Source organism: Lentzea albidocapillata subsp. violacea, assembly GCF_900100275.1.
GTDB lineage: Bacteria > Actinomycetota > Actinomycetes > Mycobacteriales > Pseudonocardiaceae > Lentzea > Lentzea violacea.
The window spans coordinates 303,547-322,007 of sequence record NZ_FNET01000001.1 but is presented as its reverse complement, the minus strand read 5'-3'; the positions used below and the strand labels follow the sequence as shown (position 1 = coordinate 322,007).

General features: G+C 70.7%; 17 protein-coding genes. 9 read left to right on the top strand and 8 right to left on the bottom strand.

Annotated features, from left to right (window positions below):
• The first annotated feature begins 70 nt into the window (after nucleotides 1–70).
• The 4 genes from BLR21_RS01260 to BLR21_RS42195 are packed head-to-tail and all read left to right on the top strand — an operon-like array spanning nucleotide 71 to nucleotide 4,291.
• Nucleotides 71–1,927: a discoidin domain-containing protein gene (locus BLR21_RS01260; RefSeq protein WP_090003772.1), complete on the top strand. Its 1,857-nt coding sequence runs from the start codon at nucleotides 71–73 to the stop codon at nucleotides 1,925–1,927.
• A gap of 40 nt (nucleotides 1,928–1,967) precedes the next feature.
• A complete protein-coding gene (locus tag BLR21_RS01255) occupies nucleotides 1,968–3,773 on the top strand; it encodes a ricin-type beta-trefoil lectin domain protein (RefSeq protein ID WP_090003771.1) in 1,806 nt (601 codons plus the stop codon).
• Between the two features lie 45 nt (nucleotides 3,774–3,818).
• Nucleotides 3,819–4,136, top strand: coding sequence for a hypothetical protein (locus BLR21_RS01250; RefSeq protein WP_090003770.1), 318 nt, complete (start codon nucleotides 3,819–3,821; stop codon nucleotides 4,134–4,136).
• A complete protein-coding gene (locus tag BLR21_RS42195) occupies nucleotides 4,133–4,291 on the top strand; it encodes a hypothetical protein (RefSeq protein ID WP_176929397.1) in 159 nt (52 codons plus the stop codon). The genes BLR21_RS01250 and BLR21_RS42195 overlap by 4 nt, the downstream gene beginning before the upstream one ends.
• Nucleotides 4,292–4,330: 39 nt before the next feature.
• Here the strand turns inward: BLR21_RS42195 and BLR21_RS01245 are convergent, their stop codons facing one another.
• Nucleotides 4,331–4,780 carry a DUF6292 family protein gene (locus BLR21_RS01245; RefSeq protein WP_090003769.1) on the bottom strand — a complete coding sequence of 150 codons (450 nt, stop codon included), beginning with the start codon at nucleotides 4,778–4,780 and terminating at the stop codon, nucleotides 4,331–4,333.
• A 179-nt stretch (nucleotides 4,781–4,959) separates the two neighbouring features.
• Between BLR21_RS01245 and BLR21_RS01240 the strand changes: the two genes are divergently transcribed.
• Nucleotides 4,960–7,584, top strand: coding sequence for an AAA family ATPase (locus BLR21_RS01240; protein ID WP_090004428.1), 2,625 nt, complete (start codon nucleotides 4,960–4,962; stop codon nucleotides 7,582–7,584).
• Here BLR21_RS01240 and BLR21_RS01235 read toward each other — a convergent pair.
• The 5 genes from BLR21_RS01235 to BLR21_RS01215 all read right to left on the bottom strand — a co-directional run bounded on the left by BLR21_RS01235 (nucleotide 7,571) and on the right by BLR21_RS01215 (nucleotide 11,917).
• The gene (locus tag BLR21_RS01235; protein ID WP_090003768.1) at nucleotides 7,571–7,945 is read right to left on the bottom strand and encodes an ester cyclase; all 375 of its coding nucleotides are present in this window, start codon (nucleotides 7,943–7,945) and stop codon (nucleotides 7,571–7,573) included. The genes BLR21_RS01240 and BLR21_RS01235 overlap by 14 nt on opposite strands.
• Nucleotides 7,945–8,364 carry a Dabb family protein gene (locus BLR21_RS01230; protein ID WP_090003767.1) on the bottom strand — a complete coding sequence of 140 codons (420 nt, stop codon included), beginning with the start codon at nucleotides 8,362–8,364 and terminating at the stop codon, nucleotides 7,945–7,947. Before BLR21_RS01230 ends, BLR21_RS01235 begins: the two co-directional genes overlap by 1 nt.
• The gene (locus BLR21_RS01225) at nucleotides 8,361–9,422 is read right to left on the bottom strand and encodes an MFS transporter (RefSeq protein ID WP_420843846.1); all 1,062 of its coding nucleotides are present in this window, start codon (nucleotides 9,420–9,422) and stop codon (nucleotides 8,361–8,363) included. The genes BLR21_RS01230 and BLR21_RS01225 overlap by 4 nt, the downstream gene beginning before the upstream one ends.
• Before the next feature lie 152 nt (nucleotides 9,423–9,574).
• A complete protein-coding gene (locus BLR21_RS01220; protein WP_090003765.1) occupies nucleotides 9,575–10,921 on the bottom strand; it encodes a hypothetical protein in 1,347 nt (448 codons plus the stop codon).
• 12 nt (nucleotides 10,922–10,933) lie between these two features.
• On the bottom strand, nucleotides 10,934–11,917 hold the full coding sequence (locus BLR21_RS01215) for a TDT family transporter (RefSeq protein ID WP_256334368.1): 984 nt from the start codon (nucleotides 11,915–11,917) through the stop codon (nucleotides 10,934–10,936).
• A 109-nt stretch (nucleotides 11,918–12,026) separates the two neighbouring features.
• On the opposite strand from BLR21_RS01215, the gene BLR21_RS01210 reads away from it, so the two are divergent.
• On the top strand, nucleotides 12,027–12,956 hold the full coding sequence (locus BLR21_RS01210; protein ID WP_090003764.1) for a LysR family transcriptional regulator: 930 nt from the start codon (nucleotides 12,027–12,029) through the stop codon (nucleotides 12,954–12,956).
• Nucleotides 12,940–13,320, top strand: coding sequence for an HNH endonuclease (locus BLR21_RS01205; protein WP_218130703.1), 381 nt, complete (start codon nucleotides 12,940–12,942; stop codon nucleotides 13,318–13,320). Before BLR21_RS01210 ends, BLR21_RS01205 begins: the two co-directional genes overlap by 17 nt.
• A 19-nt stretch (nucleotides 13,321–13,339) precedes the next feature.
• On the opposite strand, the gene BLR21_RS01200 is transcribed toward BLR21_RS01205, so the two are convergent.
• Nucleotides 13,340–13,786: a hypothetical protein gene (locus BLR21_RS01200; RefSeq protein WP_143027569.1), complete on the bottom strand. Its 447-nt coding sequence runs from the start codon at nucleotides 13,784–13,786 to the stop codon at nucleotides 13,340–13,342.
• Nucleotides 13,787–14,048: 262 nt separating this feature from the next.
• Between BLR21_RS01200 and BLR21_RS01195 the strand changes: the two genes are divergently transcribed.
• Nucleotides 14,049–15,446 carry a protein adenylyltransferase SelO gene (locus tag BLR21_RS01195; protein ID WP_256334367.1) on the top strand — a complete coding sequence of 466 codons (1,398 nt, stop codon included), beginning with the start codon at nucleotides 14,049–14,051 and terminating at the stop codon, nucleotides 15,444–15,446.
• Nucleotides 15,446–15,841, top strand: coding sequence for a tRNA (N6-threonylcarbamoyladenosine(37)-N6)-methyltransferase TrmO (gene tsaA, locus BLR21_RS01190; protein ID WP_090003762.1), 396 nt, complete (start codon nucleotides 15,446–15,448; stop codon nucleotides 15,839–15,841). Before BLR21_RS01195 ends, tsaA begins: the two co-directional genes overlap by 1 nt.
• A 1-nt stretch (nucleotide 15,842) precedes the next feature.
• Here tsaA and BLR21_RS01185 read toward each other — a convergent pair whose 3' ends face one another.
• Nucleotides 15,843–18,437 (bottom strand): ABC transporter substrate-binding protein, encoded by a 2,595-nt coding sequence (locus BLR21_RS01185; protein WP_090003761.1) that lies wholly within the window; start codon nucleotides 18,435–18,437, stop codon nucleotides 15,843–15,845.
• Nucleotides 18,438–18,461: the final 24 nt, after the last annotated feature.

Here is an 18,461-nt window from a genome sequence, read left to right as displayed (position 1 = left end):
CATTGACCCTCGCCACGGTCGGGTGTTTCATCCTGGAAGCTGATGTTTCACAGTGATGAATGGGTGTTACATGAGACGAACCGCGATCGTCGCCCTGGTGATCGGCCTGGCCGCAGTGCCGACCGCCGAAGCGTCCGGCGCGCCTCAGGTCCGGGTGTGGGTGACCACGCCTGATCGTGCGGAGCTGATGCACGAACGGCCGCGCGTCGCCTTCGGCACCGGCGAGTCGGCGCATCCGACGATCGTGGTCGACCCCGGCCGCCGCTACCAGGAGGTCGACGGTTTCGGCGCGTCCATCACGGACTCGTCCGCCGAACTGCTCGCGGGTCTCGCCCCGGCCGTCCGCGCCGAGACCATGCGCAAGCTCTTCGACCCCGTGCACGGCATCGGTGTCAGCTTCCTGCGCCAGCCCGTCGGCTCGTCCGACTTCACCGCGGCGAAAGAGCACTACACCTACGACGACGTGCCGGCCGGGCAGACCGACTTCCCTCTCCGGCAGTTCAGCATCCGGCACGACGAAGCGAAGATCCTTCCGTTGCTGCGTGAGGCGAAGCGGCTCAACCCGCGGCTGAAGGTGATGGCCACGCCGTGGAGCCCGCCGGCGTGGATGAAGGACAACGACTCGCTGGTCGGCGGCAAGCTCAAGGACGACCCGAAGGTCTACGACGCCTACGCGCGTTACCTCGTGAAGTTCGTGCAGGCGTACGCAAAGGCCGGCGTGCCGGTCGACTTCCTGTCCGTGCAGAACGAACCGCAGAACCGCACGCCCGACGCCTACCCCGGCACGGACATGCCCGTCGCGGCGCAGATCAAGGTGATCGAGGCGCTCGGCCCGAAGCTCAGGTTCGCCAGCCCACGCACCAAGATCCTGGGCTACGACCACAACTGGGCCACGCACCCCAACGACGGCACGGCGGAAGCCGACTACCCCTACCAGATCCTGAACAGCAGGGCCGCGAAGTGGCTCGCCGGCACCGCGTACCACTGCTACTACGGCGACCCGGGCGCGCAGACCGCGTTGCGCGACGCCTTCCCGGACAAGGGGATCTGGTTCACCGAGTGCTCGGGTTCCAAGGGCGCCACCGACCCGCCCGCCAAGGTCTTCAGCGACACCCTGCGCTGGCACGCCCGCAACGTCGTCCTCGGCACCACCCGCAACTGGGCCCGCAGCGCGGTCAACTGGAACATCGCGCTGGACAGCACCGGCGGCCCGCACAACGGCGGCTGCGGCACGTGCACCGGCCTCGTCACCGTGCAGCCGGACGGGTCGGTCGTCGCCGACGCCGAGTACTACACGATCGGCCACCTCTCGAAGTTCGTGCGGCCCGGCGCGCGCCGCATCGCCAGCACGTCGTTCGGCACCACCGGCTGGAACGGCCAGATCATGGACGCCGCGTTCCGCAACCCGGACGGTTCCACGGCCCTGGTGGTGCACAACCAGCACGACGACCCGCGTTCGTTCGCGGTCAACGTCGGCGACCGCACCTTCGAGTACACCCTGCCCGGTGGCGCGCTGGCGACGTTCACCTGGACGAGCCGGCTCCGCGGCAAGCTCGACGCCGTGTCGTTGAAGGGTGCCACCGCCTCTCCCGACGGCGCGCTCGCGATCGACGACGACGCGTCGACCCGCTGGTCCAACGGCGCGGCCCAGGCTCCCGGTCAGTTCCTGCGGGTCGATCTGGGGCGCCACAAGGACTTCCGGCGCGTGGCCGTGGACTCCGGTGGCAACCTCGGTGACTACGCGCGCGGCTGGGAGCTCTCGGTCAGCAACGACGGCACCGCCTGGCGGTCCATCGCGTCCGGTGCGGGCGTGGGCCAGCTGACGAACATCGACGTCCGCCGCACGAGCGCGCGGTACGTCCGCGTCACGTCCACCGCTGCCGCGGGCAACTGGTGGAGCATCGCCGATTTCCGTTTGTACAACTGAAAACTGCTGTCGGGCGCCCAAACCCCTGCAAGGAGCGCTTATGTCAAAGGCGACAGAACGTTGGCGCGGCATCGCGATCGCAGCCGTCGTGGTGACGGCGGGAAGCACGCTGGTCTCCCCGGCCGCCACCGCGGCGACCAACGCGAGCGTGTGGCTGACCACCGGTGACAGGTCGAACGCACTGACCAAACAGGCGGACGTGACGTTCGGCTCGGGTGGCACCGGGCCGACGATCACCGTGAACCCGAACTCCACCTACCAGTCCATGGTGGGCTTCGGCGCGTCGTTCACGGACGCGGCGGCGTGGAACATCTTCAACTCGCCGCGCCGCAACGAGATCATGAACAACCTGTTCGACAAGACCAACGGGATCGGCCTGAGCTTCCTCCGCCAGCCGATCGGCGCGACCGACTTCTCCAGGAGCTTCTACACCTACAACGACGGCGCGGCGGACCCGTCGCTCTCGCGGTTCTCGATCGACCACGACAGGCCGTACATCCTGCCGCTGCTGCAGCAGGCCAAGCAGCTCAACCCGCAGCTCGCCGTGATGGCCACGCCGTGGAGCGCCCCGGCGTGGATGAAGAACAACAACAACCTCATCCGGGGTTCGCTCAACGACAGCCGCGTCGGGGTCTACGCCGACTACCTGGTCAGGTTCGCCCAGGCGTACAGGGCCGCGGGCATTCCGATCGACTACCTGAGCGTGCAGAACGAACCGCTCTTCGAACCGCCGGGCTACCCCGGCATGTACATGTCGCCGCAGCAGCAGGTCACCGTCATCAACACCCTGGTGCCGAAGCTGCGGGCCGCCGGCGAGCAGGCCCGCCTGCTGGGCTACGACCACAACTGGGACAACGTCGGCTACGCGCAGACCGTCAACAACGGCGCGGGCGGCAACGTGATCGGCTCCGCGTGGCACTGCTACGGCGGCAACCCGAGTGGCCAGTCCGTCGTGAAGAACAACCAGCCCGGCAAGGACATCTTCTTCACCGAGTGCTCCGGCACGAGGTCGGCCGACGACGCGGCGACGTTCCGCGACACGTTGCGCTGGCAGGGCATCAACCTGGCGATCGGCGCCACGCGCAACCACGCGCGCAGCGTCGCCATCTGGAACATGGCGCTGGACCAGAACAACGGCCCGGTGATCGGGAGCTGCACCAACTGCACGGGCGTCGTCACGACCAGCGGTGGCAATGTCACGTACAACGCCGAGTACTACGTCCTCGGCCACCTGTCGAAGTTCGTGCAGCCCGGTGCCGTCCGCATCGACTCGACCGGTTACGGCGAGGGTGGCGTCCAGAACGTCGCGTTCCGCAACCCGAACGGTCAGATCGTGCTCGTCGCGCTGAACTCGGGCGGTCAGCAGAACTTCCGCGTCTCCTACGGCGGCCAGACGTTCGGCTACACCCTGCCTGCCGGCGCGATGGCGACGTTCACCTGGCCCGGCACGCTCGACCCCGGCGGCCGCACCGGCGCCATCACGGGCCTGGGCGGCAAGTGCCTCGACGTCACCGACGGCTCGACCGCGAACGGCACCCTGCCACAGCTGTGGACCTGCTTCGCCGGCCCGAACCAGACGTGGACCCTGCAGGCGGACGGCACGGTGCGCGGCCTCGGCAAGTGCCTCGACGTCACCGGCAACGGGACGGCGGACGGTGCGGCGGTCCAGCTGTGGGACTGCTTCGGCGGTCCCAACCAGAGGTGGACGGCCACCGGCGGCACCCTGGTGAACGCCGGCAGCGGCAAGTGCCTGGACGTGATCGGCCACAACACGGGCGACGGCGCGAAGCTGCAGATCTGGTCCTGCACGGGCGGGGCCAACCAGCGGTGGACCGTGCCCGCGTAGGTGAGAGGAAGGCATGGCCCGCCGTCCAGCGGGTACCTCCGCACCATGGACACCGAGGAACTCCGGCGCTTCGTCCTCGATCGGCTGACCGAGGACGAGCAGCGCCTGGCACGGGGCGAGTTGCCGCTGCTCGACGAGGCAGAGGGCCGGGGCAGGCTGCGCATCACGCGCTCCGACGACGGCGCCGGCCTGCTCCTGCTGCCCGGCCCGATCCAGGCGGCGGCGGAACGGAACCCCGTGCCGTTCCCCGAGAAGCTCACCCAGCTCCGCACCGAGGTGGAACGCAGCGACGACGAGGCGGTCCTGCGGCTGCTCGCCGCCGCCTACGACACCGACCACGACTGGCAGGAGGAATGGCGATGAGCACGCCGGAACCCGACCGCGTGACGGCGGAGAGCGAACTCGAGGACGCCGACATCGGCGACGAGCACACCAGGCCGACCTACGCCGACGAGAACCCCGGCGGGCCGCACCGGGGGCGCGACGAGTCAGAGCCCCGCGACGAGGGCGGCATGTAATGCCCTCACGCGCGAGCCGGCACGACTGCCCGCCGGGACCTACGACAGGGCGCCGGCCCGCGGAACCGGCATGAAGGCGGCGAAGTCGCGGTTGGCCTGCGCCCGCACCTGCTCATGGCCCTGGTCCTGGTCCTGGTGCAGCAGGCGGTCCACCCAGCCGGCCACCGCGGCGGGCGAAGGGCGCGGCTCACCACCGAGCCGAGCCGCCTCCACCAGTTCACCCAGCCGGTCCTCGACCGCCATCGACCAGCCGCTCTGCTCGTTCCACACCAGCGCCACGTAGTGATCGGGGAAGTCGGGCAGCCGCCCGTCCAGCGCCACGTACGCACTGACGTGCGGCGTCAACTCGACGCACGAGCTGTCGCCGCGTAACCCGAGCTTGGAGACGACCTCACCGACGTAACGCTGGACATCGCGCGCCACTGAATCGTCGAAGTCGATGTCGAAGGGAAAGTCGAAGCCGAAGTCGATCGCCATGTCGCGGTCCATGCCGTGCCTCCGTCAGCCGTACACCCCTGTTCTGCGCAGGTCGGATACCCGCGCGGGGTTTAGGCCAAACGCTTCTCAGGACGTTCGTACGGTGGGGTCTCCACCAGACCGTCGCGGGCCACGTGGATGCGGGCCGAACGGGTGACGGCGGTCCCCGGCTCTCGCATAACGTGCACGTCATGGACGCGCTCACATCGGCATCGCTCCTCGGACGGGACGACGAGATCCGTTGTCTCGACGGGATGCTCACGGCGGCCCGGGACGGGCGCGGGGGCGCACTGGTCCTGCGCGGCGAGGCGGGCATGGGCAAGAGCGCGCTGCTCGGCCACGTGCGGGAGTCGGCTGCCGGGTTCCGGGTGCTGGAGGCGTCCGGATCGGAGTTCGAGACCGAACTGCCGTTCGCGGCGCTGCACCAGCTGTGCGTTCCGTTGATGGACTCGCTGTCCGGGCCGCACCGGGAGGCGCTGGAGGTCGCGTTCGGGCTGGCGAGCGGAAAGCCGGACGTGTTGCGCATCGGCATGGCCACGCTGGAACTGCTCGGCGGCGGGGGTCCGGTGCTGTGCCTGCTGGACGACGCGCACTGGCTGGACGAGGCCTCCGCGCAGGTCTTCGCGTTCCTCGGGCGACGGCTGGCCTCCGAACCGGCGGTGCTGGTGTTCGCCGCGCGCCGGCCGTGGGCCCGGTCGCGGCTGGACGAGTTGCCCGGACTCGAACTGCGAGGTCTGGACGACGCCGAGGCGCGCGCGTTGCTGGCGTCCGGGCCGGCCGCGGTGGTGGACGACAAGGTGCGCGAACGGCTGCTCGCCGAGGCGCGCGGGAACCCGTTGGCGTTGCTGGAGCTGCCCAAGGCGGGTGGGTTCGCGCTGCCGGACGTGGCGTCGGTGCCGAACCGGATCGAGCGCAGCTTCCAGGAACGGGCCGGGCGGCTGCCGGCTGACGCGCGGTTGCTGCTGACCGTGGCCGGAGCCGAGCCGACCGGTGAGCCGCAGCTGTTGTGGGCCGCGGCGGCCGAGCTTGGCATCGACGTGGCCTCCGCCTGGGTGGAGGCCGAGGCGTCCGGGCTGGTCAGCATCTCGGCGCGGGTGCGGTTCTGCCATCCGCTCGCGCGGTCTGCCGTGTACCTGGCGGCTTCGCCCGCGCAACGGCAGGCGGTGCACCTCGCGCTGGCCTCCGCCACCGATCCGCTCACCGATCCCGACCGGCGGGTGTGGCATCGCGCGCAGGCCGGCACCGGGCCGGACGACTCGCTGGCGGCGGAGCTGGAGCGGTCCGCCGACCGTGCCCGCTCGCGCGGTGGGGTGGCTGCCGCGGCGGCGTTCCTGGAGCGCGCGGCGGCGTTGTCGCTCTCCGCCGGGCCGCGGGCCGCGCGCACCCTGGCCGCGGCCCAGGCGAAGCTCGACGCGGGCGCGGTGGACGTGGCGGCCGAGCTGCTCACGACCTTCCCCGCCGACGACCCGCGGGCGGACCTGCTGCGTGGGCGGATCGCCTTCGTGCGCAACAAAACCAACGACGGGCCGTCGTTCGTGCTGAGCGCGGCTCGGCGGATGACCGGTGCCGCCGCTCGTGACGGTGTGCTGGACGCGTTGGAGATCGCGCTCGCGTTCGGGCGGCCCAGTGGCGTGCTGGACGCCGTCGTGCGGGAGGCTCGCGGGCTCGATCGTGGCTCGGATGCCTTGGAGGCGTTGGTGCTTCTCGCGGACGAGGGGCATGAGGCTGCCGTTCCGTTGCTGCAGAGGGTTTTCTCCGGCGACGACCAGGTGTGGACGCGGCATCCCGCGCTGGCGACGATGCTGGCGGGTGAGCTGTGGGACACCGAGGTGCATTCGTCGGTGACCGGCTGGCTGATGAAGACCGGGCAGCAGGCGGGATCGCCGTTCGTGCTGCGGCTCGGGCTCGCCCAGCGGGCGGTCGGGGCGGTGATCACCGGCGAGTTCGGCAAGGCCGTGTCCGCCATCGCGGAGGAAGAGGCGATCGCCGATGCCCTGGGGATGCCGCCACTGCGCTACTCGCGACTGCACCTGGCGGCATTCCGCGGGCAGGAGCAGGAGGTGCTGGCCGAGACCGAGCACTCGTTGCGGGAGGCTTCCCGGCGGGCAGGGTGCCTGATCGCGAACACGCACTGGGCGTCCGCCGTGCTGCACAACGGTCTCGGCGACTACCCGGTGGCTCTGGCCGCTGCTCGTGAGGCGGTCGCGCCGGGCGACCTCTACCTCGCCGGGATGGCGTTGCCCGAGCTGATCGAGGCGGCGGTGCGGTGCGGCGAGACCGCTGTGGCCGCGGAGGCGTTGGAGGACCTGGTTTCCCGCACCTCACCGTGCGAGACCTCGTGGGCCGCCGGTGTCGCGGCTTACTCGCACGCTCTCGTCACGGGCGAGGAAGAGTCGTTCGTGACGGCGCTGCGGCAGCTGGGGTCGAGCACGGCCAGGCCTCATCTCGCACGCGCCCACCTGGTGTACGGCGAGTGGTTGCGACGCGCCGGGCGCCGGGTCGACGCCCGCACGCAACTGCGCACCGCGCACGACCTGTTGTCGTCCATCGGGATGGAGGCCTTCGCTGCCCGCGCGGCGCTGGAGCTGCAGGCCACCGGCGAGGTCGCGCGCAGCCGTTCCGCCCAGGCCACCGACGAGCTGACCATGCAGGAGACGCACATCGCGCGGCTGGTGGCGACCGGGGCCACGTCCAAGGAGGTCGCCGCGCGGCTGTTCCTGAGCCCCCGCACGGTCGATGCCCACCTGCGCAACATCTTCCGCAAGGTGGGCATCAACTCGCGCCGTCAGCTCAGGGACGTCTTCAGCTCGGCATGATCCCGAGCTGCTGAGCCGCCCAGAGGCCGTCCGCGTTGAGCCAGTACTCGGCGATCCTGCCGTTCTCGACGCGGAGGATGTCCGTGCCGTGGAACGAGACCGCACCGGCCTCGGCGAACCAGCGCAGCACGTGGAACGGCTCCTGCAAGATCGGCCCCACCTCGACGGTGAACGTCAGCCCTGGCATGTTCTGGTGGGAGCCGCGTACCCACTCGACGAGTCCATCGCGTCCGGTGTGGTCCTGTGAGGGCCCGCCGGTCAGCGGGGCGACGTGCCGGACGAAGTCCTCGTGGACGATGCCTTCGGCCTGGGCGAGGTCGCCGTTCCAGAAGTCGATCCACGCCTGCGTGAGGTCACTCATCACCTGTCTCCGTGCTGGCCGGGGGCAGCGCTGCCGGTGTACTCGCCGAGGCCGGACACGAGCTGCGTGAGCTCGGGGTCGCTGTCGTACCGCTTCTGGTGCAGGGCGGCGATCTTCGCGCCCATCTCGGGGTCCTCGTCGTCGGTGATGTCGAACGAGGCGAACTTGTCCACGAGCGGCAAGCCGACGCGGTCGGTGTTGCGGTGCGCCGGATGGATCAAGTACTCCCAGTACCCGTCGAGGTCGTCGATGACGAACGTGGCGCCCCACTCGTACTCGCCACCGAAGTCACGACCGACCACAAAGGACCTGACGGACGGGATGACGCGACCCTGGTTGCGCAGGCTCTCCAGCGCCTCCTCGACCTGCTCGGGCGAGGCGTCCTTGCGCAGCGTGAAGCGGTTGCCGTGGTAGATCATCGTTTCTTCTCCTTGTTTCCCAGGGCGAGGACCGCCCCTGCGATGGTGGTGACGACCCCCGTCCAGCCGAACGCGGCGGCGATGCCCGTTGCGTGGACGAGGGGTGCGATGACGAGCGGTGACAGGAACTGGCCGAGGAAGACGCCGGCGACCAGTCCACTCAGGACACGGCCGCGTTGTGCCGGTTCGGCCAGGTTCGCGAGGCCCACGTTGAGGTTCGGGACCACCAGCCCCACACCGAACCCGCCGATCAGCAGGCCCGCGGCGACCAGCACCACTCCGTTGGCCGCGCCGATGACGACCCAGCCGGCACCCAGCAGGGCGACGCTGATCGCGGTGATCTTCGTCGTGGTGAGTTTCGGGTAGACCAGGGCGCCGGCGACGCTGGTCAGGGTGCTGCCCGCGATGACGAGGCCGATCGTGGCGGGGCCGGCGTTCAGGTCGCGCAGCAGGAACGGCAGCTGCGTCGGCGCCATGTAGAACACCAGGGTCGCGATCAGGGCCAGCAGGTAGATCCCGACGGCCTTCCTCGGGAACACCTCAGGTCCGGTGGTGTGCCGGCCGGTGCGTCGTTCGGCGGTGAGGCCGGTCGCCGCGGCCAGCGCGATCAGTGCCGCCACGCTGTAGAGCCAGAACGGCAGCCTCCAGTCGACTCCCGCCATGACGCCTGCCAGCGGCAGGAACACGACTCCGCCCAGGCTCGCCGCGGCCTGCTGGAAGCCCAGGAACCTGCCTCGTTCCGCGCCCTCGAACCAGTCCGTGATCAGGGCACTGACCGCGGTCATGATGCCGCCGACCGCCAGACCCAGCAGGGTTCTGGTGGCCAGGAGGACCGGCAGGCTGGTGACGAAGTAACCGGCCGTGCCCGACACGGCGTAGAGGACGAGGCTGGCGGTGAGCAGCGGTTTGCGCCCCGTGCGGTCGGCCACGAGGCCTGCCGGCGGCGCGCTGACCGCGATGGCCAGCGAGGTGATGGTCAGGGCCAGGCGGACCAGGACCCCCTCGCCGTACACCTCGCCCATCGCGGGAAGGCTCGGCGCGATGATCGCCGCGGCCATGATCGTGAGAGTGGCGGAGGCCAGGACCACCGCCCGGGCCGTTCGCGTTGGTGCGGTTCGTGTTGTCACGCCCCCAGGTTGGCGCCGGGGGTGGGTGGTTCGCGTCGGTGGTCGTTACGTAGATCGCGGAGGTACGTAGGCGTGCCGGACGCTCAGCGAGTCAGCTGCTCGGTGCCGACGGGCTTCACCGCGGAGATCACCCACTCCGGTTCGGCCTGCCACCGCCCCAGCAGCTCGGACGGCACCCAGCCGTGGCCCTGTGCGGTCTCCTCGGCGCTGCCGGTGAGGCGCAGCAACGCGACATGGCCCTGCTCGTCGCGGATCTCGAAGAAGCGGGACTCCGCCGAGGCGATCCTGCGCGTGACGCGGTCGAGGCCGGTCCTGGTGAGCGGCAGGGTGATCAGCTTCCGCGGCTTGCTCGTGCGCAGCCACCGGCCGTCGCCCAGGAACATCTCCCACCGCTCGGAGCCGTCGGCGGGGACTCGGACGAGCGAGTACGCGTTGTCGAGGTTCGTGACCCCGCGCAGCCGCCAGAACACGGCGAAGTAGAGGTGACCGCCGATCGGGCGAACGGCCCGGCGGGCGTTGCGGACGCGCAGGCGCGCGGCGAGGTCGTCGCGTTCGGAACTGGTGAGCGGCACGGAGAACTCGTGCCGGGGCTTGAGCTTCGGCACGACGTCGTAGGCCGAGTCGAGGTCGAGGACGTCGGTCAGCCGGTGGAAGACCGCGTACCCGGCCGTCTCCTCCGCCCGCGTCCTGGTCCGCCAGCGCAGGGTGAGGCGCGCCATCGTCTCGACGACGCTCGCCATGGACGTCTGCACGGCGGTCATCCGCGGTTCGCGGGTGGCCTGGGCGAGCAGCCTCGACGGCTGTGGCTCCGGCTCACCGGTGAAGGCGAGCTCACTGTCCGGGTCGTCCACCACCCTGGTGACCGCGGCGACCGGCAGGCCGTCCACAAGGACGACGTGGTGGGAGCAGCCACGGTCCCACTGCGCGTCGACCAGCCGTTTGACGTACGCCGCCTCGGTGAGGCTCAGCGCGATGTGCTCCTCGTGGACGTCGTGGCCGAAGTCGATGCGGTGGAGCTTGTCGCTGGGTTCCCACGTCTCGTGCCCGGCGTATTCCTCCTCGACCTCGCCCTCCGGCCGGCGGATCAACCGGTCCACAGTGGTCAGGTCGAGCACGCCGATGGCCTTCTTGAACGACGCGTAGTACGTGTAGTCGGTCAGCTCCGACTCGTACGTCCGCGCGCGGATCGTCTTGACCATCTCGACCAGGAACCCGTTGGCGTGGCCGACGTTCGCGTCACGGGCCTGCCAGTCCGGTTCGGACGGAACGCGGCTCAGCAGATCGGACGGATCCCAGCGCAGGTCGTGCGTGAAGGCTTCCTCGGCCTCACCGGTCAGCCGCACGACGGCGAACGGAAGCCGTTGCCCTTCAACGTGAACGACGACGTACCGGACGTCCGGGTCTTCTTCGCTGGCGCTGTAGTCCCCCATATCCGGGATACTCTACCGCTGGACCACCGTGCGAACGGCCACGGTGACCCACGCGACCACCAACGCGCCGTACAACACCACGGCCACTCCGGAGAACATCGCCGACGGCACCCGGGCCGCGAGTGCGCTCGTCCCGGTCACCAGCGTGCCGAGCGGGAACACGAAACTCCACCACGTCAACGCGAACGGCAGCCCGCGCCGCGCGGTCCGCACGGTGACGGCCGCCGCGAGCGCGACCCACAGCAGGGCGAAGCCCCACGTGATCGTGCCGTACAACACGCCGAACGCGATCTGGCCCGGCACCACGTGCACGCCCGAGAGCAGGTTCGCCGCAGTGATCGACTGGCCCAGCGGCCCGAGCACGATCCACAGCGTCGGCACGGTCGAGGCCGCGCCCAGGCCGTGCTGCACCAGCCGCTGCCAGATCTGCGGCACGATCACCATCGTCGCGAACAGGCTGACGCCGAACAACGCGTAGCAGCCGAGCACCATGGCCTGCCGCGACGATCCTTCCGGCAGGTGCTGCGCCAGCAGCGCACCGGAGGCGGCGGACACCATCGGCGGCACCACGGGCATCAGCCACCCGGCGAACGCGCGTTCGCCGCTGCCGATCATCCGCAACGGCACCAGCACCGACGTCGCCAGCCCGAGCACCGTGCCGATCGTCCACAGTGTCCAGTCGACGGCGAGTGCCGCGGGCAGCCCGATCCAGTCCTTCCCGAGCAGCAACGCCCCGGTGCCGACGGTCATCAACGCCATCGGCGGCGCGCCCCAGAACTGGGCCATCACGGGGTCGGCGAGCTGGGCGCGCACCGTCGTCCACGTCCAGCGCCGCAGGGCGGCGGCCACGAGGAAGGCCAGCAGCGCGGCGTCCAGCGCCCACACGTACGTGGCGGCGGTGTGCAGGCCGGGCATCGAGGCACCGGCCGTGGCGACGATCCCCGTCCCCATCACGGACGCGAAGAGGTTCGGGCCGAAAGGCGCCGCTCGTCGCACCTCTGGGGCACGGTGTGGTCGAGGTGCGAGAGCGGTCACGACATGACAATCGTCGCGCCGGGCCTGCCTCGGTAGACACCAGTCACCGATATGGACATAGGCTTCCCCTATGCCTCTCCCGTCCAGGGTCTCCGACCTGACCAGCTTCGACCTCCTGCTGAGCGTCGCCGAGCTGGGCAGCATCGGCCGGGCGGCCAAGGCGCACGGCATGTCGCAGCCCAGCGCCAGCGAGCGGCTCAGGACCCTCGAGGCCCGCGTCGGCGTGACGTTGCTGGAACGCACCTCGCGCGGCACACGGCTCACCACGGCGGGACAGCTCGTGGCCGGCTGGGCGGCGCAGGTGATGGTCCGCGCGGCGGACCTCGACGCCGGCATCACCAGCCTGCGCGCGGACCGCCAGAGCCACCTCAGGATCGCCGCGAGCCTCACCGTGGCCGAGTACCTGCTGCCCGCGTGGCTGATCGCGCTGCGGTCCGTCAGCCCGGACACCGCGACCGTGCTGTCGGCGGGCAACTCGGTGCACGTCGCCGAGCAGGTGCTGGCCGGGAAGGCCGACCTGGGGTTCGTCGAGAGCACCGACGTGCCGGCGGGCCTGGCGAGCCGCGTCGTCGCCACGGACGAGCTCGTCCTCGTCGTCGCACCCGCCCATCCCTGGGCCAGGCGCCGCCGGGTCGCCGCCGCGAAGGCCGCCGCGACGCCGATGGTCAGCAGGGAGCCCGGTTCGGGCACGCGGCAGGCCTGGGAGCACGCGCTGGGGCTCGCGGGCATCAGCGAGTCCGCGGCGCCGTTGCTGGAGATGTCGTCGACCACGGCGATCAAGGCGGCCGCGATCGGCGGCATCGGCCCGGCCGTGCTCAGCCTCCACACCGTGGCCACGGACATCGCCGCCCGCACGCTCGTCCGCGTCGAGGTCGGCGAGGTGGACCTGCACCGCGACCTGAGGGCGGTCTGGCCGTCCGGCCGGACACCCCGGGGTCCCGCCTCCGACCTGTTGACCATCGCGACGCGTACTCTCACCCACCGTGCCGACCGGCGGTAGCAAACAGGTTCGCGCCGCGCGCAAGCGCAAGAAGCGCATGGCTCGCGTCGTCCACGACCTCACCGACGCGCAGTGGGACGCCCTCAAGACCTTGTGGGGCGGTTGCGCGTACTGCACGGCTCCGGCCGGTTCGCTGCAGAAGGACTGCGTGCAGGCCATCTCGCGCGGCGGCCGCTACACGCTCGGCAACGTCGTGCCCGCGTGCGGATCGTGCAACGCCAGCAAGTGCAACGCCGAGGTGACGGGCTGGCTGCGGCGCAAGAAGCTCGACGAGCGCACGTTCCTGGTGCGCCACTACGAGATCTCGAACGAGCTGACCGCCCGCTTCGCTATCCCACCGGACGCCGCCGGCCCGGAGGCGTGACGGTGCTGGACCGGCCGGCTCAGGCCGAGTTGCGAATGGCGTTGTAGCTCTTGTAGAGCGCGTCCCACGCCTTCTTGCAGCGGGCGTCGAGCTGCCCGTCCTCGCTCAGGCCGCCGGCCGCGAACCACGGCTCGCACGGCGCGATCTCACTGAGCTGGCGGCGCACCTCGCTGATCGCGGCCTGGCCCGCGGGCGGCAGCTTGGCGGCCTGCTTCTCGACCTCGTCGATCACCGCCGTCACGTCCGGCATGACGTGGCTGCAGTTGTCGGCCGGGGCGACGGGTTCGCCGCGCAGGCGAGCAGCGCAGTCCGTGAGCAGGACGCCGATCGCGTCGAGCCGGGGCTGCAGGTCCGGCAGCGGCGAGCCGGTGGCCGAGGTCACAGCAGGGGTGATCGTGGGCAGGGACGAGGTCCCGGCGCTGCACCCGAGCAGGAGGAAAGCCAGCGCAATAGCGGAGTAGCGCATGCCGAGCAGCGTAGCGAGACGACAGGGCCGCCAGAGCCGGGGATGCCCTGGCGGCCCTGCGTTCACCCGATCAGGGTCATGCGCGGAGGTAGGACTCAGGCCGTCCGGGAAGAGCGGCCTGTGCGGTGGCCGGAGTTCGCCGATCCGTCCTGGAAGTGCTTACGGCACAATGTTCTTTCATTCCTGAGTGGACGGTTCAGCCGGGTACGAGGTGAGAGCTCGGTCACAGTCACCGCGCAGCGCACCCGGTACCGTTGGAGGTGTGAACATCAGCCTGAGCAGCGACTTCGCGGACGCGGTGCCGGAGATGGCGGTCTCCTGGGAGGCCGTCACCGTCTCCGAACCGGAACTCCTGGCGCTCAACGAGCCACTCGCGAAGGAACTGGGCCTCGATCCCGCCTGGCTGCGAGCCGACGGTCTGCCGTTCCTCGTGAGCGGCAAGGGCGTCGCACAGGCATATGCCGGTCACCAGTTCGGCGGCTACTCCCCCAGGCTCGGCGATGGCCGCGCGCTTCTTCTCGGTGAACTGACCGACACCGAGGGCCGGCTGCGCGACCTCCACCTGAAGGGTTCCGGCCGCACCCCGTTCGCCCGCGGCGGCGACGGGCTGGCCGCGGTCGGCCCGATGCTGCGGGAGTACGTCGTCAGCGAGGCCATGCACGCCCTGGGCATCCCCACGACCCGTGCGCTGGCCGTCGTCTCGACCGGCCACGTCGTGCAGCGCGAGGAACCGCTGGCGGGCGCCGTCCTCGCCAGGGTCGCCGCCTCGCACCTGCGCGTCGGCAGCTTCCAGTACGCCCGCAACACCGGCGACCTGGACCTGTTGCGCAGCCTCGCCGACCACGCGATCGCCCGGCACCACCCCGGCAGCACCTACCTGGAGCTGTTCTCCCACGTGGTCGCCGCCCAGGCGTCCCTGGTCGCACGGTGGATGCTCGTCGGCTTCATCCACGGCGTGATGAATACCGACAACATGACGATCTCCGGCGAGACCATCGACTACGGCCCGTGCGCGTTCATGGAGGCCTACGACCCGACGACGAAGTACAGCTCCATCGACCACCGCGGCCGCTACGCGTACGGCAACCAGCCGATCATCGCCGAGTGGAACCTCGCCCGCCTCGCCGAAGCCCTCCTGCCGCTGTTCGCCGACGACGAGGACGAGGCCGTCTCGCTGGCCCTCACGACGCTGCGGACGTTCGACGCGCACTTCGAGGAGGCCTGGACTGGCGGCATGCGGGCCAAGCTCGGCGTTTCCGGTGACGTCAAGCCCCTGCTCAAGGACCTGCTCGCGCTGATGCACGAGAACCACGTCGACTTCACCTCGTTCTTCCACCTGCTCGGCAGGGCGGCCAGGGGTGACGCGGAGCCGGCGCGCTCCCTGTTCCTGGACCTCGCGGCCATCGACGCGTGGCTCGCGCGCTGGCGTGAGCTCGGCCCGGACGGCGCGGCGATGGACCGGGTCAACCCCGTCTACGTGCCGCGCAACCACCTCGTGGAGGAGGCGCTGGCGGCCGGGGCGGACGGGGACATGGGCCCGTTCGACCGTTTGCTGAAAGCGGTTACCTCCCCGTTCGGGGAACGGCCCGGCCTGGAATACTTCGCGGCTCCTGCGCCGCAGGACTTCAGTGCCACCTACCGGACCTACTGCGGGACTTGATGAAGCTGCAGCCGATCGGCCACGTCGAATCGCCCCTCACCGACCGCTCCGCCGCGCCCAGGCAGGCGAACGAGGGAGCGCCGGAGGCCTTGCTCGTGTTCGCGCCCGAGTACGCACGGGCGATGCGGGAACTGCAAGCGGGCCAGGAGGTCCTGGTCCTCACCTGGCTCGACCGCGCCGACAGGTCGGTGCTGGCCGTGCATCCCCGCAACGACCCCGCCCGGCCGGAGGCCGGCGTGTTCTCCACGCGGTCGCCGGACCGGCCGAACCCCATCGGGCTGCACCACGTCCGGATCACGGCGGTGGACGGCCTCGGAGTGCGGGTGGCGCACCTGGAGGCCATCGACGGCACGCCGATCATCGACGTCAAGCCGGTCCTGGGCCCGGAACGCTGACCTACTGGGGATCGCGCGGGCATCCCCCGTCCTGCTCCAGCCCCGGCACCAGGTCGTCGCGGAACGGCAACTCGCCGCACAGCAACCGAGGCGTGGACGTGGTGTCGGTGTTGCCCTGCAACACCAGCACGGCCTTGTTCGACGGCAGCCGCGTGCTCGCCCCGAAGCCGATCGTCCCGGTCGCACCCTGGATCGCGTTGTCCGGGCGGATGCTCCCGATCCCGGCGAGCAGCCCTTCCCGCACCCGCGCGCCGGGGTCCGTCCGCCGCACCTGCCGGATCCCTTCCGCCAGCACCTGCATCGCGTCGTAGGCGGCGGCCGAACGCCCATCCCCCAGCGTCTCGCACGTCTTGCCGAACACGTCGAGGTAGTTCTTGTAGAACGGCACCTTCGCGCAGTCGGTCCACGCGGCCGGGCTCGCGAACGACAGGTAGTCCAGCCGCACGTTGGGGAACTGCGCCATGGTCCCCTCGAGGATGAACCGCGTCGACGAGTCGCTCGCGATCACCGGCGGCGTGCCGCCCTGGCACCTGCTGTTCATGCCCCGCAGGAACTCCGCGAGGTACTGGGCCCGGCCGGCGTAGAAGACCGCGTAGCCGGGCTTGGCGGGAGCCGGGCACGCGCCCTGGCCGAGGCTGGCCGGCGCCAGGCCCTCGTCGTCGTTCGCGATCCGGTAGGACTTGTACTGGCTGACCGTGATCCCGCGCTCGGTGAAGGAGAGCCGGGCGTCCTCGGCGAGGTTCTGGCTGTACCTGTCGCCGGGGTCGCCGGAGAAGAAGATCGCCACGTCCGTCACGTTCAGCCGGCTCTGCGCGTAGTAGGCGGCGACCTTCGACTCGCGCAGGTTGTTCGGCCCGATCTGGTAGTAGTACTCGTTGATGCTCGCCATGTCGTCGGCGGACGTCAGCGTGCCGATGATCGGCAAAGCGTTGCTGCCCAGCCGTTTCACCGCCGACTTGGCGGTGTCGGTGCTGATCGACAGCCCGGTCACCGCGACCACGCTGCGGTCGCGGGCCGCCAGTTCGATGATCTTGTCCGCGGCGACGTCACCGGAGGCCAGGCCGCGGCCGCCCGGTCCTTCGCCGCCGTTGGCAAGCAGCACCTTGATGGGCACGTCGCTGTTCTTCTGCGCCACCCACGCGCCGCGCAACTCCTCGACCAGGGCGTGGAAGCTGTTGGCGGTGCTGGGGGTCAGCACGCTGAGGAACACGATGGTGATCGCGTCCGGCCGCAGTGCCGCCCTGCGGTTCTCAGCCATGATCCGGCGGTAGACGTCCTCCAGCGCGGGCCGGATGTCGGCCGGCACCGAGTCGGGGACGAAGTACCGCAACGGGTCCGCCGACACCCCGATGCACTCCTCACCGACCCGCTGCAGCGGCGAGCGCAACGACGGCGACCACCACTCGTCGCACCGGGCGTGGTTGAGGAACGGCACGGCCACGAGCGATCCGGCCAGCACCAGCAGCACGAGCGGCGCGGCGAGGGCCCGGCGCAGGTGCAGCGACGGGTACTCGGACAGCGCGCCGATGATGCCGCGCGCGGGCTCGGTGGCGTCGGTGTCCAGCTCCAGCACCCAGTTCTCCGACCGCGACAGGCGCCGAAGCCAGTCGTGGTGGCCCGCGAGCGCGTCCGCGGCGTGCGTCGCCGGCACGTCGGCCGATTCCGTCGCCACGATGACGAGCAGCGGATCCGGCCGGCTCAACGGGTTCGTGCGGTACGTCTGCCCACTCTGCTCGGCGTTGCGCGCGCGGCCGATCGAGTCCACCAGCCACTGCCCCGCGCAGTCGCCGTTGTGGTTGTCGAGCAACAGCCATGGACACCCGGTCCGCCGGCGGCCCGTCCCCCGCACCGTCCAGCGCCGGTGCGAGCGCCGCAGGTCCTCCAGCAGAGCGCGCACGAGCATGTCGTCGACGTCGTTCTCGTGCTTCTCCGCCAAGCGGTCCTTGACGACCGCTCGCGCGAGCCGGTAGAGGCCCTGGTACGGCCGGCCACCCAGCGGTTGCTCGCCCACCCACTTCGCCGGGCGCCACAGCAACGCCGTCAGTGCCAGGCCGATGCGCGGCATCACCCCGATGAGCAGCCTGATCCACCAGGGGAAGTCCTGCACGAGGTCCTGCATCCCGTCCCGCGTCACCCGCATGCGCCGGTGCACGTGGGCCCGGAACTCCCGCGCGATCTCCCGTTCCTCCTCGTCCGCCTCGACTCCGGCGGGCAACGTCAGATCGAGCAACCACATGACGAGTGCGAACCGCGGAAACCGCAACCGGGCAACGCCCCGCACCTCGCTCGCGAGCTGCCCGACCACGTCCTCGAGTAGCTTGCGCCGGGACTGCACCGCGCCGTCGACGAGCGCGAACGGAACCTGGCGCCCACGCGCGCCGGCGGGCCGGTTCGCCAGGGCCTCGAGCGGTTTCGGCGCACCTGGCGGCCGGCGCAGGGAGACGATCGGCAGCGGCACGTCGCGAGACGGCCAGCGCGGGCGGCTGGAAAGGCGGTCCAGCAGCCGTAGCAGCTCGATCGCACCGCCGAACTGGAGGCCGCGAGTCTGCTCGGAACCCTGGAACCACCCCTGTGACGTGATCTTGGACAGCGCCATCTTCCCCGCCCCCGTTCCGCCGGT

Excerpts from the sequence above, each read along its gene's own strand:
- BLR21_RS01260 (WP_090003772.1), top strand. The coding sequence starts at position 71 with ATGAGACGAACCGCGATCGTCGCCCTGGTGATCGGCCTGGCCGCAGTG.
- BLR21_RS01255 (WP_090003771.1), top strand. The coding sequence starts at position 1,968 with ATGTCAAAGGCGACAGAACGTTGGCGCGGCATCGCGATCGCAGCCGTC.
- BLR21_RS01250 (WP_090003770.1), top strand. The coding sequence starts at position 3,819 with ATGGACACCGAGGAACTCCGGCGCTTCGTCCTCGATCGGCTGACCGAG.
- BLR21_RS42195 (WP_176929397.1), top strand. The coding sequence starts at position 4,133 with ATGAGCACGCCGGAACCCGACCGCGTGACGGCGGAGAGCGAACTCGAG.
- BLR21_RS01245 (WP_090003769.1), bottom strand. The coding sequence starts at position 4,780 with ATGGACCGCGACATGGCGATCGACTTCGGCTTCGACTTTCCCTTCGAC.
- BLR21_RS01240 (WP_090004428.1), top strand. The coding sequence starts at position 4,960 with ATGGACGCGCTCACATCGGCATCGCTCCTCGGACGGGACGACGAGATC.
- BLR21_RS01235 (WP_090003768.1), bottom strand. The coding sequence starts at position 7,945 with ATGAGTGACCTCACGCAGGCGTGGATCGACTTCTGGAACGGCGACCTC.
- BLR21_RS01230 (WP_090003767.1), bottom strand. The coding sequence starts at position 8,364 with ATGATCTACCACGGCAACCGCTTCACGCTGCGCAAGGACGCCTCGCCC.
- BLR21_RS01225 (WP_420843846.1), bottom strand. The coding sequence starts at position 9,422 with ATGGCCGCGGCGATCATCGCGCCGAGCCTTCCCGCGATGGGCGAGGTG.
- BLR21_RS01220 (WP_090003765.1), bottom strand. The coding sequence starts at position 10,921 with ATGGGGGACTACAGCGCCAGCGAAGAAGACCCGGACGTCCGGTACGTC.
- BLR21_RS01210 (WP_090003764.1), top strand. The coding sequence starts at position 12,027 with ATGCCTCTCCCGTCCAGGGTCTCCGACCTGACCAGCTTCGACCTCCTG.
- BLR21_RS01200 (WP_143027569.1), bottom strand. The coding sequence starts at position 13,786 with ATGCGCTACTCCGCTATTGCGCTGGCTTTCCTCCTGCTCGGGTGCAGC.
- tsaA (WP_090003762.1), top strand. The coding sequence starts at position 15,446 with ATGAAGCTGCAGCCGATCGGCCACGTCGAATCGCCCCTCACCGACCGC.
- BLR21_RS01185 (WP_090003761.1), bottom strand. The coding sequence starts at position 18,437 with ATGGCGCTGTCCAAGATCACGTCACAGGGGTGGTTCCAGGGTTCCGAG.